Origin of the sequence: Paenibacillus xylanexedens, assembly GCF_017874615.1 — a bacterium.
In the GTDB taxonomy this organism is placed as follows: domain Bacteria; phylum Bacillota; class Bacilli; order Paenibacillales; family Paenibacillaceae; genus Paenibacillus; species Paenibacillus xylanexedens.
On record NZ_JAGIKV010000019.1, the window covers coordinates 75,237 to 89,440 of the forward strand.

The following is a 14,204-nucleotide window of genomic DNA, read 5'->3' on the forward strand; positions in this document are numbered from 1 at the left end:
TCATACTATTTCAGGAAGTTTGAATCTGGTTGAAATGCACTGCCACATATTATCCGGCCTGGATGATGGTCCTGTTCGAATGGAGCAGTCCGTTGCGATGGCTGAGAAGGCGGCAGCCTCAGGAATTACCTCCATTATTGCTACTCCGCATCACCTGAACGGGCAATACAACAATGAACCGATGGTGGTCAATCAGGCCGTGAACCTGCTTCATGCAGAACTTCTCAAACGCAACATTCGCCTGGAGATCCGTCCCGGACAGGAGATCAGGGTGCATGACAACCTGATTGGAGACTTATATGCAGGAAAGTGCTGCACACTCGCCGGAAGTCGTTACATGTTGCTGGAACTGCCCTTTGGTCACATTCCCTCACAGTTCCCCAGGATACTGCATGAATTACGAATAGCGGGAATTACCCCTATTATTGCTCATCCGGAACGCAATCGTGTCATTTTGAAGAAGCCAAAGTTGTTGGCTGATTACTTGAGTCAAGGCGGACTATGTCAGCTCACAGCTCAATCTTTCACTGGGCTTTTCGGACGGAAAGTTCGGCAGTGGTGTTTTCATTTTTGCAAAGAAAACGGGTTTCATTTCATTTCATCAGATGCACATGATACGTGCAAAAGGACATTTGCCATAAGTGAAGGAGAGCGGGTCATCGAGCGTCGATTTGGAGCTGAAGCCGTTAAAAGGCTGGCAGAGAATACGTCGCACATTCTATCGAATTCGTGTCTGGTCACAGAACGCTGGAAACCTCGCAAATGGCTACTGTCCATCTGGTAGTTACATAGGATAGATCACAACGTATAGGAGGAATGAAAGTGGAACTGAAAGGATATTTTCGACTCTTACAAAAGAAACTGTGGTTGATTGTTGCAATTGCTTTGATAGCCGGTGTGGGTGCAGGGGTCAAAAGTATTTTCTTCACCCAGCCCATCTATGAAGCAAGTTCCAAACTGATCGTGAACCAGACCTCTAACGTTCAAGGCCAGGCGATGATGGACTTCAGCATGATTCAAACCAATATCAAACTCATTAACTCATACAGAGAAATTATTAAATCTTCCGCCATTATGGATAAAGTCGCTACCACGTATCCGGACCTGGGCTTAACCTCTGCTCAGCTCATGAATAGCACTTCCGTCTCTACAGCCAGCGAATCCCAAGTGATGAGCATAACTGTACTAGGGACTACCTACGAAAAAGCCGCAAAAACGGTCAATGCCATCTCCAACGTGTTCCAATCTCAAATCCCCCTAATCATGAAAATCGATAATGTGGCTATCCTCAGCGAAGCAAAAGTGGATACTAATGCATCTCCAATTAATATGAAAACCACATTAAGCATCATTGTCAGTCTGTTCGCAGGTCTTGTGCTCGCGATTGCACTTGTATTCCTGATGGATTATCTGGATGACACATTCAAATCCGAAACTGAACTTGAAAAAGAGCTGGGCCTGCCTGTGCTTACAGTGATATCCAAAATGAAAAAAGATGATCTGAAAAATACGAAAAATTACGTATCTCAACAGAAAGTGGGGGATGGCAAATATGTCGCGGCAAACCAATGAAAATAACAGTCTGGTGACCTATTTTAACTCCAAGTCTCAAATCTCGGAGGGATACCGTAAATTACGGACGAACATCCAGTTCTCCTCAATCGACAGTCATATCAAAAAAATCATGGTGGCTTCCGCTGAATCCGGCGAAGGCAAGACCACAACCATTAGCAACCTGGCGGTAACCTATGCCCAGGAAGGCAAGAAAGTTCTGCTGATCGATGCGGATCTGCGTAATCCTTCCTTGCACCAGGTGTTTTCTGTACCGAATCATATCGGTCTTAGTAGTGTGCTGTCTAATCAGTACAGTGTGGAAGACGTGCTTAGAGAGAGTTATATCGACAATCTCCAATTGTTCACTTCTGGCCCAATTCCGCCGAACCCTTCCGAGATGATCGGCTCCAACCGGATGAAAAGGCTGATTGAGAAGTTAGAGGATCAATATGATGTCATCATGTTTGATACACCGCCGGTGCTCGCAGTAACGGATGCACTCATTGTGAGTTCGCTGTGTGATGGTGTGCTGCTGGTTGTGAACTCGGGCAAGGTCAAGAAGGAACTGGTGAAGAAGACCAAGGCTGCTCTGGAGCATGTGAATGCACGAATTCTGGGCGCAATCCTGAACAATATCAAAAACGTTGCAGTTCCGGTGAGCTACGGAGAGAAGTAAATCTTCCATCCAATGCTCCCAAGTAAACAGGTAATGTCTACCGCACCTTTATCACTGTAGGCACTCGGTCATGCTGTGGGTTCAATGAACCTTAGACGTTAATCGTCGAAGGTATGACGTGAGGACGGGTTAGATGCCCTGGTTCAACTTTTATCAAACTAAAAAAAAAGAGGATAGGGTGGTATTTATGAAAAAAGTGAGAAAAGCAATCATTCCTGCAGCTGGACTAGGTACACGATTTTTGCCAGCCACAAAAGCGATGCCCAAAGAAATGCTCCCTATTGTGGACAAACCAACCATACAGTATATCGTTGAGGAAGCCATTGCCTCTGGAATCGAAGACATCATCATCGTAACGGGTAAAGGGAAGCGCGCGATTGAAGATCATTTCGACAACGCTTTTGAATTGGAACATAACTTGCTGGAAAAAGGGAAGCTGGGCCTGCTTGAAGAGGTTCGCAAATCCTCTAACGTGGATATCCATTACATAAGACAAAAAGAGGCCAAAGGACTTGGTCATGCTGTCTGGTGTGCACGTAACTTTATCGGTGACGAACCTTTTGCCGTGTTGCTCGGAGATGACATCGTCGTATCGGAAGTTCCATGCACCAAACAATTGATTGATCAATATGATCAGGTTCAACATTCCATTGTTGGCGTACAAACCGTACTTGCTGAACAAACAGACAGATACGGCATTGTAGACCCGCTTCATTCGGATGGCCGTTTGACAGAGGTTCTCAGGTTCGTAGAGAAACCTGCCCAAGGCACAGCGCCTTCCAACCTGGCGATTATGGGGAGATACGTACTGAGTCCAGAGATTTTCGAACATTTGGAGCAACAAGAGATTGGTCAAGGGGGAGAGATTCAATTAACAGATGCGATTCAGCGCTTAAATGAGACACAAGGAGTGTATGCATACGATTTCGAGGGAGTACGTTATGACGTGGGCGAGAAACTGGGATTCATTTTGACAACCATCGACTTCGCTCTGCAAAAACAGGAACTTAGAATTCCAATGCTGCAAGCTCTGCAACAGATTCTGGAAAAAGAGTCGGTAGAACATGCAGCCGGGGGGGAGTTTGAATGAGTCCATCTCCCCAAACGAAGGAAGCAGAGATCGTTATGGACCCAAGTCTGGGGTACAATGCATCAACGATGTCAGGACAAAATGCGGATAAAGTGTATCTATTTATGAAAAGAATGCTCGATTTGCTGGGTTCTTTCATAGGTTTGATCATTTTGTGCCCCTTGTTTGCGGTCATCGGATTACTCATCAAAATCGAGGCCCCGCAGGGGTCTGTTTTTTTTCGTCAGGTACGGGTCGGACAGAATGGAAAAGAGTTTCATATGTACAAATTCAGATCCATGGTTGCGAATGCAGAAGATCTGCTGGAACAGCTGATTGATCAGAATGAAGTGAACGGGAATATGTTCAAAATGAAAAATGATCCCCGCATTACCCGGATTGGCAAGTTCATTCGGAAAACCAGTCTGGATGAGCTGCCTCAGTTGTGGAACGTGTTCAGAGGAGAGATGAGTCTCGTTGGACCCAGACCGGCTCTGCCTAGAGAAGTGAAGAATTACAATTCCTATGACAGACAACGCCTTCAGATGATTCCGGGATGTACGGGATTATGGCAAGTCAGTGGTCGAAATAGTGTTGGTTTTGATGAAATGGTGGAGCTGGATCTGACGTATGCCCGTGAGCGCAGCATGATGGTGGATATCAAAATTATCTTCAGAACGTTCAAGGTGCTGGTAGGTTCGAAGGATGCGTTTTGAAACACGATTCTGGCTTTGAGGTGGCATAGTAGATATGCAAAAGACCGGTATACTTGCTGCATTAAATATGAAGTCGTTTAATATCATTCTTTTTTCGCTGGTAATTGTCTTCGCAGCAATCTATCTTCCACTAGTCTCGGTTGTTGCACTTATAGCTGTGATTCTGCTGGGCGTTTATATTAAACAGCCCAGCTGGATTTTTATGATTCTCATCGTCAGTTTTTCATTGTCCATTGATAAAATATTTAGCATTCATCTGGCAGGACTGGATTCGCTGTCCTTCTACAAGCTGGCGATTCTGGGTTTTGTCGTCTCTCTTTTTTTACGCTTTGGTATCCGCAAAGAGTTGATATATCCTGCACTGGCGATTGGTTTTTTATTTGTGGAGAGTTATTTTCTATCGGATCTGCCCAGTAAGGTTAGTCCGCTCGATCCATTCAAGGCGTTTCTGGGAGTCATTGTTCCTTTTTTGTTGCTGATGCCCCACTTTTCAAGAGAGATCAGTCAACGAATTATACGTGTACTCGCATGGTTGCCGCTGTTCAGTCTTGCTGGTGGTTATATTCTGCAACTCGCCGGCATATTGTCCATTACTAACCTGGAGATGTCGGGTGTAACCCGATTACAGGGAGCTAACATCGCCGCGCATCTGGCCATGTTGTGTTTTATCTCGATCTGCGTCTGTCTGATTCAGATCAAGCAAGGCCATCAGGTTGTTCTGTATTACATGCTTACCTTGACACATCTGGTCATTCTGGTCCAGACGGGAACAAGGGGGCCGCTTATTGCGCTTATTCCGATTATTCTGGTCTATCTTTTTGATCAACTGAAAGCCTTCATCAAAGGCAGAGTCAGTGCCATTATTCCTCTCATTCTGTTCGTTGTCGCTGTGGCCTATATGGTGATTGCGCAGTGGGACAATTATGAGATGAGGTCAGAGAGCAAAGGCCTGTCGGGAAGGGATGTAGCTTGGAATTATTTTATTGGCAAAGCAAATGAGTATCCGATATTTGGACGTGGACTCGGCTCAACTCTCGTAGCGAATGATGGAAGTATTTTTTCTGGATTCGTTGTTCCGCATAATGAATACATTCGTTTTTATTACGATGGCGGGTTAGTTGGAGCCATTCTGTTGTTTCTATCGCTGCTGCTGGTGTTTCGGGCTGTTTACTTCCGATTGGGCGGCATGATCCGGTTGTATTTTGCCGGTATGATTATCGGTTTCCTGACCTATTCCTTTTTTGACAATACCCTGTCCACGGTTCATCTGATTGCTCCATTCTGTATCTTCCTGAACGCGTTATATGCTACGGGAAATGGAGTTCATTCCAAGTCAGGGGCTGAAGCAGAAGTGGATATACAGATACAGCGAGCCAAGGACGTATCCTTTTCAAAGGAGATTAGAACATGAAGGTCTGTTTGATCAGTTCTACAGGCGGCCATTTTGATGAATTAACCAAAATTATTCCTGCGGTTGAAGAACATGATTATTTCCTGATTACCGAGAAGAACAAAAGCAGAAAAGTAGATTCGTCTCAGGGCAAAGTATACTTCTTAATGCAGCAAGAGCGTAAAAACGCGATGTTCTTACTAATCTTTGTGGCTAATATTATCAAATCGTTCTTTCTATATCTGCGTGAGCGTCCAAAGGTGATCATTACAACAGGGGCGGGAGCCACATACCCTTTTTGCCTCATTGGTAAAATCTTCGGTGCCAAGCTGATTTATATCGAAAGTTATGCCAAAATCTATTCCTCCAGCGCAACCGGGAGATTGATGTACAAAATCTCGGATGAGTTCTTCATCCAATGGGAAACGTTGCAGGATAGCTATCCCAATGCAAAGTACAGGGGGGCTTTATTTTGATATTTGCTATCGTTGGAACCCAGCGTTTTCCCTTCAATCGGATGTTTGAGCTTATTGATGAGGCGATTGAGGCAGGAATTATTGAAGAAGAGGTTGTCGCCCAATCCGGATATACCGAGTATCAGCCGCGAAATTTCACTGTGATTCCTTTCCTCACGCAGGAAGAGATGAATGAATATGTGGAGCGCAGCAGATGCATTATTTCTCATGCGGGTGTTGGCTCCATTACAAATTGTCTTGAACGCGGCAAGCCGGTTATCGTCATTCCACGCCGGAAAGAATGGGGTGAGCATGTGGATGACCATCAGCTTGAGATTTCCAAGGTTTTTCAGGATAACGGCTATGTGGCCGTCGCGGAGAGTCAGGTTGAATTGCAAAAGCTAATACCTTGCATAGAGGAGCTGTCGTTCCAGCCTTATGTGAGAAAACAGTCTGATCTGATCTCATCCATCAAAAATTACGTGAACAGCCTGTAAGAGGTCGGAAGATTAACCATGAAAAAAAAGGAGTCTATCATGAAACCAAAAGTATTGGTTGTTGGATCATCCTTGAAGGATATGGGCGGAATAGTGAGTGTCATCAAAAACATTGAGGATTCCTCCATCTCGGAAATGTACGCCATGCAGCGGGTCGAAACGTATATCACGGGCAGCGTGTTCTCACGACTGCTTATTTTTATACGGGGATTCATGCAATTCTGGATGAAGCTGTACACGTTTAAGCCGGATATCGTGCATATTCATATGGCAAACAATGGGAGCTTTTATCGGAAGTCTCTATTCCTGCTAACCGCACGAAAGTTGTTTCGAAAGTCAGTTATTCTGCATATTCATGCGGCCAGCTTTGATGACTTCTACAATCAATTTGCTCTGCAGCGCAAGTATTGTCACTACATTCTGAATCAGGCAGACAAGTTGATTGTCTTGTCCCAGACGTGGAAAGAATACTTTGCTACGATTGTGCCGGAGACAGCGATTGAAGTTCTTTATAACGGGGTCTTTGTCAAAGAACCGTTTGAGAGAGAACAACAGGCAGCCGTTAATGCTCTCTTCATGGGCAGACTGGGTGAGCGAAAAGGAGTCTACGATCTGCTTCAGTCCATTCAGCAATTAAAGGCGCTGGGCGTTACAGCCACCTTTAATCTGGCAGGGGATGGTGAAGTCGAAGAAGTCAAAGCAATCGTGCAGCAGTATGGAATAGAGGATCGTGTCAATGTACTCGGCTGGATTAACGGAGAGCAAAAGGAAAAGCTGATGCGGGAAGCGGATCTACTGGTCCTGCCTTCTTATCATGAGGGATTACCTATGGCCATACTTGAAGCAATGAATTGTGGCTTGCCCATTATATCGACCACCGTCGGAGGCATCCCCGAAGTGATTACATCCGGTCATAATGGGCTGTTAATCGAGCCGGGAGATGTGCACGGGCTGACATCAGCACTGGAATATCTCATCACGGATGAAGAGGTTAGAGCAAGAATGGGTTCACATAACAGAGAGATTATATCGGATAAGTTCGATATGAATCTTCTCGTGGGCAGATTGTCAGGAATATATGATGCACTTCAAGTGAAGGTATCCTAGTGAACAGGAAAAGGTGATGAAATGAACCCCTTGGTATCTTGCATCATTACGACCCATAACCGGGCCGAGTTATTGAAGAATGCGTTGAGAAGTGTACGTGAGCAAACACATCCGTATCTGGAGATTTTCATTGTGGATGATGGTTCAGAAGATCAGACGCCAGAGATCTGTCAGGCTTGGACCCGGGAAGATTCACGGATTCGGTACATCCGGGTTCCATATCCCAAAGGAGCCAACCATGCACGGAATGTAGGGATATCCCAAGCCAATGGCAAGTACATTGCCTTCCTGGATGATGATGATGAATGGCTGCCTGACAAAATAAAAACCCAGGCGGAAGTGCTGGAACGAACAAAGGAATCATTCACCTTTTGCAGCAAGTATCTCGCATACACGAATGAGCAGCATCAGGTGGTCAAACGGAAATTGTCGGTGGAACCTCGCGATGTTATTCGGTATGAGGATCTGCTTACATTCAACTGGATCGGGGAAACGTCCAAAATCATGGTACTTACCTCACTGGCCCGTGAAGTTCGATTCGATGAAAATCTGACATCCGCTCAGGATTATGACTTTTATCTGCGTATATTGAAACGAGGCTACATCGCCGTGAATGTGAAAGAACCGCTGGTGGATATCAACATCCACAGTGGTCCACGAATTTCAACCTCTACAACAGCCAAGTACAAGGGCCAACGCAAGATTATTTTGAAATACTACAATGACATGTCCAAGGAACAGAAGCGCCGTCAGTTACACCATTATCGAATGCTCGAATGGTCGAGAAATACACTTCGCAATAACGTTTATTTGAAAAAAGCACTGTCGCTGTATCCTTGGTGGAAAGATTGGGTGCTGCTCAAGCGTAATACAAAAATTATGATGCAAGGATTTCTAATGAGATTTCATGCAAGACGCGCAGTTGGTACGTATACAGAGGAACCTGTGCGAATGAAACTAAAGTAAGAGGTGCCTGGATGGAAAATCCGACGGTGTATATGCTGCCCAAGATGATTGAGAACAATAAATTCAATGAGCTGTTATCCGATTCCATTGAGAACAAAGGATGGGAAGTGAAACAGTTTACCAAAAGAGATCTACTCAAACTGAAAAAAAATGATGTGTTGCATTTTCATTGGCCCAGCTTCTATTACAGAGGTTCATCCGTGCTGACAACAGTGATCAAATCCATTCTATATGTATTGATGATTTGTTTTGCACGCTTGCGCGGGGCCAAATTGTTCTGGACGGTGCATAACATCTGGCCTCACAACAGCGGCAAGACGCGGTTTGATTATTGGATGAGAAAAATACTGGTCCAAAATTGCTCCAAGCTGATTGTCATGGGTAAACCCTTGATCTCGGAGATCTGTTCGACGTTTGGGATTGATTCCAGCCGGATCGAGGTCATTCCGCATGGACATTACAAAGGAGTGTATCAGGGGAAAGGTGTGAATATCCGCTCCCGGTTTGGCATCCCGGAGGATAGTTATGTGTATGCGTTCTTCGGTCAGGTGTCGCCGTACAAGGGCGTGGATGATTTGCTGGAGGCATTCAAGGATATGGATTCCGAACAAGCCCATCTGTTGATTGCCGGCAAAAAGGTAAAGGATTATGACCTTGGAGATGAATTTCTCAAGAGTGGACATATTCATACCCATTTTCATTTCATCGAAGATGATGAATATTCGGATTATTTTGATGCAGTCGATTCGATCATTCTTCCATACAAGCAAATTGCCACTTCAGGCAGTGCAATTCTGGCATTGACCTTCTGTAAACCGGTGGTGGCACCACGGATTGGCTTGTTGGAGGAATACCTGCCTGAAGATTGTGCGGTACTCTATGAACCTTCCGATCCGGATGGATTGCTCAAGGCAATGAATATGATCCGATTAAAACAATCGGAGTTTCAGGAAGGCAGTGGTTTTGTCAAAGCGTTGGAACGGCTGGATTGGCCAGTGATTGCCCAAAGGACACTTACCCTGTACTCCAGTTAGTGCAGATGAACGGGTGGACCTAATTGAAAAATATGGGGATGAAATGATGAAGGTAACCGTCGCGATCTGTACGTATAACCGTGCACATGATGCGGTAGAGGCCATACGAAGTGCAATACAACAGAATTACGCAAGCAGCGACTATGAGATCATACTCATTGATAACAATTCGAAAGACAACACACGGGAAATCGTGCTTCAAACCATTTTGCAGCATGAGAACCATTCGATCCGGTATGTTCTGGAAGAAAAGCAAGGCTTGTCTGTAGCCCGTAACCGGGCCATTCTCGAGGCGCGCGGCGAGTATATCCTGTTCCTTGACGATGATGCCTTTGCTTGCAAGGATTGGATTCGCCAGATCGTTAGCGTGTTTGAGATGAATGAAAATATCGGTTGTGTCGGTGGCAAGATTGATCCGATTTGGGAAGTACCTGAGCCGATGTGGATTCCACCCGAGAACAGGTCACTGTTCACCATTCTGGATTTTGCAGATGAAGTCACTGAAATGAAAAGTCCTTATATTCCATTTGGTGCAAATGTGGCTTTTCGCTTATCCGTCTTTGATCAACTGGCTCCCTTCCGTGAGGACCTTGGAAGAGTGGGGAATAATCTTCTCTCCAGTGAAGAGAGTGAGTTGATTGCAAGAATACGGACAAAGTTCAAGGTATATTACACGCCGTATGGTGCAGTACAACATAAAGTAGCCAAAGAGCGAACGACAAAGAACTGGTTTCTGCGCCGAATCTATTGGCAGGGTGTGAGTGATGCCATTCGGGATCAGGATCGTGGTGTTGTGCGTACGGCCAAACATGGCATCAAGCTTGCACAGGGGATCACAACCTCACTGATCTACATTTATAATGCAGATCGGTTCACACGTCAGCTTGCCAAAGTATGTTACCGAAACGGCATGATTGTTGGGTCGCTTCGTCAAAACAGTAAGGGATGAGGATCGCTATGGCGCAAGTTGCACTTCGCAAAGTATTCAGAGGAAACGGCTTAATGAGTGCCATATTTCAGACAAGTGGAACCAATCTGCTGGTCATGACACTGACGATGTTGTCTTCCATTTTGACGTCACGCATGTTCGGGGTAGAGGGAAAGGGCGCATTCTCGGCCATCCTGTTCTGGCCAGCGCTCTTAACCGGATTGGTCGGATTTGGACTACCCACTTCTATCATTTATAACATTAAACAGAGCGCAACCGAGAAGAGTGCACAGTATGTTCGGTTAAGCTTTCTTTTTCAAGTTCCGGTGTGCATCATCATTGGTATTGTGGCCTGGTTTGGGTTACCTTTCTGGCTCTCCAGCTTTCCGCCGGAGGTCGTGCAGATATCCAGATGGTATACGATTGCTACCGTTCCTGTACTTATTGTCATCAATCTCATATCAGCCCTCTCGCAGAGTCGGGAGAAATTCGCTGTATATAATGGTATCCGGTTAATGATCCCCCTGTTTAATGTAGGCGGGCTTTTTGTGTTATGGGGCCTGGGCATGCTGAGCATTCAGCTCGCGGCTGCGATCTATTTTGTAACCAGCTTCTCCGTGGTGGCGTGGGCTATCTATGCGAACCGTAATGAATTAAGACTGAGATGGTTCAAGGATCGGGTGGATCAGAGTTCGGCCAAGAAGCTTTTTGGTTATGGCAGCAGGGTGTATGGTGTTGAATTGTTAGGAACGCTGTATACCCAGTTTGATAAAATCATTATTTTGGCTTTGCTCACCCCGCGTGACTTTGGACTGTATTCCGTCGTATTTGCGTTATCCCGAATCTACAATGCGGTTCAGACGGCGATTAGCAATGTTGTTTTTCCAAAAGTGACCGGATTACCTCAAGAGCAGATTATTCGAACGGTCGGCAGAGCCTTCCGCATCTCGCTCATGGTTATGATGATCATTGTAATACCCACCATGTTTGTAGGGAACTACCTGATGGGTCTTCTGTTTGGCTCCGAATTCCTGGAAGCGAGCGTTGCGTTTTATATTTTGGCTGTGGAATGCATCATTGGTGGTGGCTCCTGGATTCTGGCATCCGCATTTAATGCACTGGGTCGGCCTGGACTTGTGATGATCAGACAGCTCATTGCACTCTCGGTAACGGTGGCTTTGTTCTTTGTATTCACCCCGCTGTGGGGGCTCAACGGAATTGCAATTGCTTTATTGATCGGGTCCATTGTACGAATGGTGGTTACTGTAGCCGCCATGAAGATTGTATTTAAGGTGAAGTTTACCGCCATGTTCTATGACAAGGAAGATCTGTCGTTTCTCTATGAACGGTTAAACAAAAAAAGAAGAAGAGTCACCCAAGGAGGAGATGGAGATGCTGGGCACTAACAATATTCATCCAATGGAAGAGTTGAAGGGACATTTACGTCAGATTTTGAAGGTCATTCCACCACGTACCGAAATCTATTATTTGGATTACCCGGTGCATAGCAATGGCGGCGATTTGTTGATTATGAAAGGTACTGAGGCTTTCTTCCGGGACAATGATATTCATGTACGTGCCAGATACAGCATTCTGGATTGCCCTTTGTCCCTCAAGGTTCCGGAAGGTATCACGATTGTGTTGCACGGGGGAGGTAACTTTGGTGATCTGTACCCTGCCCATCAGAAATTGAGAGAACGAATGATTGCCCAGCATCCGAATCACCGGATTGTCATTCTGCCACAGACGATGTTTTATAAGAGTGATATTGAATTGAAAAAGACAGCCCAAGTATTCAATCGTCATAAGGATGTACACTTTTTTGTCCGGGACACCTTATCTTATGAGATAGCCAGTAAAGAATTTCAACAAACCAATGTGTATCTATCTCCGGATATGGCGCATCAGTTGTGGCCTTTGAAGTCCAAGAGCAAGCCTACTGCTGAGATGTTGTATTTCTTTCGTAAAGACATTGAGAAAACTCAGAATCAGGTGCATTACGAATCCGTCAGTGGACCTAAGGCCACGTTTAAAGACTGGGAGACATTGTACAACCGGGTAGACCGGAAGATCATTCGCATGATTACATCCCGGTTAAAGTCAGGGAAAGGCAGCTCTTTCGCCCGCTGGTTGTGGTACAAATACTCTGATCGGATGGTACATACGGCCATTAAGGAATTCAATCAATACCAAACCATCACGACATCCCGTCTGCATGGACATATTCTGGCCTGTCTCCTGGATCAACCGAACATCCTGCTGGATAATTCATACGGCAAGAACTCGAATTATTATGCAGCTTGGACCAAGAGCAATCCGGCAGGCAGACTGGAATCCAATCAGACCAGCACATATAACAAGCCAACCGAGACCGGCAAGGGAGCAAGTACGGTTGTGCTGTCGGATGGTGCAGCCCTATGAGAAGTATTCTGTTATCCGGTGGTTCTGGCAAGCGTCTCTGGCCGTTATCCAACGATTCCAGATCCAAGCAATTTCTTAAAGTTCTTCATGGGCCAGAGGGAAGTCCGGAATCCATGGTACAGCGGGTATGGAGACAGCTGAATCATGCCGGACTTGCATCAGAGGCGCTTATCGCGACCAGTTTGCCACAGGTGGAGATTCTGACTTCTCAGCTGGGAGACGATGTGAGACTGGTTGTGGAGCCTGAGCGCAGAGATACGTTTCCTGCGATTGCGCTGGCAGCCTCCTATCTGTATTCCGTAGAGAGTGTGAGTCTGAATGAGACGATTGCAGTGTTACCTGTAGATCCCTTTGTTGAAAAAGAATTCTTCGAAGTGCTGGCAACCTTGCCGGAGATGCTTGATAAGTCTGGTGCTGATCTGGCCTTGATGGGAGTTGTGCCGACGTACCCGTCAGAGAAGTACGGATACATCATTCCGCAATCCCTATCTTCCAGTGAAAATAACAATAAATACGTGAATGTAGCGAAGTTCCAGGAGAAACCCTGCGAATCCGATGCGGTCCTCATGATTGAGCAGGCCGCATTATGGAATTGCGGGGTTTTTGCTTTTAAGCTTGGTTATTTGATCAATCTGCTCATTGAGATGGAACTGCCGATCCAGTATGACGAAATGCTGAAGCAATACGGAAGATTGAACAAGATCAGTTTTGATTACCAGGTTGTCGAGAAGGCAAATCAGATTATAGCTATTCCGTATAACGGCTTTTGGAAAGATTTAGGCACGTGGAACACACTCACGGAAGAGATGGGAAACTCGGTTGTAGGAAAAGGGTGGATTACGGGAGATTCCCTGAATACCCACCTGGTCAATGAATTGAACATTCCGGTTGCCATATTGGGATTGTCGGATGTGGTGGTCGCCGTGAGTCCGGATGGCATTCTCGTCAGTGACAAAGAAGCGAGCCCACGTATCAAGGAAATCTTGAAGAATGAAGATCAACGCCCCATGTATGAGGAGCGTAGGTGGGGTTGCTACCGGGTTCTGGATTACACAAGAAACGAAGCTGGCGGCGAGGTTCTCACCAAACGCATCTGCATCAGTGCCGGGAAAAACCTGAGTTATCAATATCATCTGCTCCGCAATGAGGTATGGACGGTTGTATCGGGAACAGGGGAATTGATTCTGGATGGGCAGAGCCGAATGATCGGGCAAGGAGATACGGTGATCATTGACCGGAGTATGCTCCATTCCGTCAGAGCCGTTACGGAACTGGAGATCATTGAAGTACAGATCGGTAGCCAGCTGATTGAGGAAGATATCGTTAGAGTGTCTACCGAATGGCAGGACATTGTTCAGACATATGTGAAGCACGCGTAACAACACATTAGA

General features: G+C 45.8%; 15 protein-coding genes. All 15 read left to right on the forward strand.

The genetic code is table 11. The annotated features are described in order from the left end of the window. The first annotated feature begins 19 nt into the window (after positions 1–19). The 15 genes from J2Z28_RS22115 to J2Z28_RS22185 all read left to right on the forward strand — a co-directional run bounded on the left by J2Z28_RS22115 (position 20) and on the right by J2Z28_RS22185 (position 14,192). A complete protein-coding gene (locus J2Z28_RS22115; RefSeq protein WP_211084311.1) occupies positions 20–784 on the forward strand; it encodes a tyrosine-protein phosphatase in 765 nt (254 codons plus the stop codon). A gap of 32 nt (positions 785–816) precedes the next feature. Continuing rightward, complete coding sequence (locus J2Z28_RS22120) at positions 817–1,572, forward strand: YveK family protein (protein WP_244988466.1); 756 nt, start codon at positions 817–819, stop codon at positions 1,570–1,572. Continuing rightward, positions 1,553–2,230 carry a CpsD/CapB family tyrosine-protein kinase gene (locus J2Z28_RS22125; protein WP_211084313.1) on the forward strand — a complete coding sequence of 226 codons (678 nt, stop codon included), beginning with the start codon at positions 1,553–1,555 and terminating at the stop codon, positions 2,228–2,230. The genes J2Z28_RS22120 and J2Z28_RS22125 overlap by 20 nt, the downstream gene beginning before the upstream one ends. Positions 2,231–2,417: 187 nt before the next feature. Beyond that, entirely contained in the window at positions 2,418–3,320 is a 903-nt protein-coding gene (gene galU / locus J2Z28_RS22130) for a UTP--glucose-1-phosphate uridylyltransferase GalU (RefSeq protein ID WP_211084314.1), read from the forward strand. After that, positions 3,317–4,015, forward strand: coding sequence for a sugar transferase (locus J2Z28_RS22135; protein WP_211084315.1), 699 nt, complete (start codon positions 3,317–3,319; stop codon positions 4,013–4,015). Before galU ends, J2Z28_RS22135 begins: the two co-directional genes overlap by 4 nt. A gap of 34 nt (positions 4,016–4,049) precedes the next feature. Further along, positions 4,050–5,426, forward strand: coding sequence for an O-antigen ligase family protein (locus J2Z28_RS22140; RefSeq protein WP_076319065.1), 1,377 nt, complete (start codon positions 4,050–4,052; stop codon positions 5,424–5,426). Beyond that, entirely contained in the window at positions 5,423–5,881 is a 459-nt protein-coding gene (gene pssD, locus J2Z28_RS22145) for a PssD/Cps14F family polysaccharide biosynthesis glycosyltransferase (RefSeq protein WP_091033847.1), read from the forward strand. Before J2Z28_RS22140 ends, pssD begins: the two co-directional genes overlap by 4 nt. After that, positions 5,878–6,357: a PssE/Cps14G family polysaccharide biosynthesis glycosyltransferase gene (gene pssE, locus J2Z28_RS22150; RefSeq protein WP_211084316.1), complete on the forward strand. Its 480-nt coding sequence runs from the start codon at positions 5,878–5,880 to the stop codon at positions 6,355–6,357. Before pssD ends, pssE begins: the two co-directional genes overlap by 4 nt. A 39-nt stretch (positions 6,358–6,396) precedes the next feature. Then, positions 6,397–7,464, forward strand: coding sequence for a glycosyltransferase family 4 protein (locus tag J2Z28_RS22155; protein WP_211084317.1), 1,068 nt, complete (start codon positions 6,397–6,399; stop codon positions 7,462–7,464). Positions 7,465–7,485: 21 nt separating this feature from the next. Beyond that, positions 7,486–8,430, forward strand: a complete 945-nt coding sequence (locus tag J2Z28_RS22160; RefSeq protein ID WP_211084318.1) for a glycosyltransferase family 2 protein — start codon at positions 7,486–7,488, stop codon at positions 8,428–8,430. Between the two features lie 11 nt (positions 8,431–8,441). Further along, complete coding sequence (locus tag J2Z28_RS22165; protein ID WP_211084319.1) at positions 8,442–9,464, forward strand: glycosyltransferase; 1,023 nt, start codon at positions 8,442–8,444, stop codon at positions 9,462–9,464. A 43-nt stretch (positions 9,465–9,507) separates the two neighbouring features. Beyond that, positions 9,508–10,413, forward strand: a complete 906-nt coding sequence (locus tag J2Z28_RS22170; RefSeq protein WP_244988467.1) for a glycosyltransferase — start codon at positions 9,508–9,510, stop codon at positions 10,411–10,413. A gap of 8 nt (positions 10,414–10,421) precedes the next feature. Beyond that, the gene (locus tag J2Z28_RS22175) at positions 10,422–11,798 is read left to right on the forward strand and encodes a lipopolysaccharide biosynthesis protein (RefSeq protein WP_211084320.1); all 1,377 of its coding nucleotides are present in this window, start codon (positions 10,422–10,424) and stop codon (positions 11,796–11,798) included. After that, complete coding sequence (locus J2Z28_RS22180; RefSeq protein ID WP_036668919.1) at positions 11,785–12,813, forward strand: polysaccharide pyruvyl transferase family protein; 1,029 nt, start codon at positions 11,785–11,787, stop codon at positions 12,811–12,813. The genes J2Z28_RS22175 and J2Z28_RS22180 overlap by 14 nt, the downstream gene beginning before the upstream one ends. Beyond that, positions 12,810–14,192: a sugar phosphate nucleotidyltransferase gene (locus tag J2Z28_RS22185; protein ID WP_211084321.1), complete on the forward strand. Its 1,383-nt coding sequence runs from the start codon at positions 12,810–12,812 to the stop codon at positions 14,190–14,192. Before J2Z28_RS22180 ends, J2Z28_RS22185 begins: the two co-directional genes overlap by 4 nt. Positions 14,193–14,204 lie beyond the last annotated feature (12 nt).

Coding starts and splice junctions, on each gene's coding strand:
- J2Z28_RS22120 (WP_244988466.1), top strand. CDS start 817: ATGAAAGTGGAACTGAAAGGATATTTTCGACTCTTACAAAAGAAACTG.
- J2Z28_RS22135 (WP_211084315.1), top strand. CDS start 3,317: ATGAGTCCATCTCCCCAAACGAAGGAAGCAGAGATCGTTATGGACCCA.
- J2Z28_RS22185 (WP_211084321.1), top strand. CDS start 12,810: ATGAGAAGTATTCTGTTATCCGGTGGTTCTGGCAAGCGTCTCTGGCCG.
- J2Z28_RS22175 (WP_211084320.1), top strand. CDS start 10,422: ATGGCGCAAGTTGCACTTCGCAAAGTATTCAGAGGAAACGGCTTAATG.
- J2Z28_RS22165 (WP_211084319.1), top strand. CDS start 8,442: ATGGAAAATCCGACGGTGTATATGCTGCCCAAGATGATTGAGAACAAT.
- galU (WP_211084314.1), top strand. CDS start 2,418: ATGAAAAAAGTGAGAAAAGCAATCATTCCTGCAGCTGGACTAGGTACA.
- J2Z28_RS22155 (WP_211084317.1), top strand. CDS start 6,397: ATGAAACCAAAAGTATTGGTTGTTGGATCATCCTTGAAGGATATGGGC.
- pssD (WP_091033847.1), top strand. CDS start 5,423: ATGAAGGTCTGTTTGATCAGTTCTACAGGCGGCCATTTTGATGAATTA.
- J2Z28_RS22125 (WP_211084313.1), top strand. CDS start 1,553: ATGTCGCGGCAAACCAATGAAAATAACAGTCTGGTGACCTATTTTAAC.
- J2Z28_RS22170 (WP_244988467.1), top strand. CDS start 9,508: ATGATGAAGGTAACCGTCGCGATCTGTACGTATAACCGTGCACATGAT.
- J2Z28_RS22140 (WP_076319065.1), top strand. CDS start 4,050: ATGCAAAAGACCGGTATACTTGCTGCATTAAATATGAAGTCGTTTAAT.
- J2Z28_RS22180 (WP_036668919.1), top strand. CDS start 11,785: ATGCTGGGCACTAACAATATTCATCCAATGGAAGAGTTGAAGGGACAT.
- J2Z28_RS22160 (WP_211084318.1), top strand. CDS start 7,486: ATGAACCCCTTGGTATCTTGCATCATTACGACCCATAACCGGGCCGAG.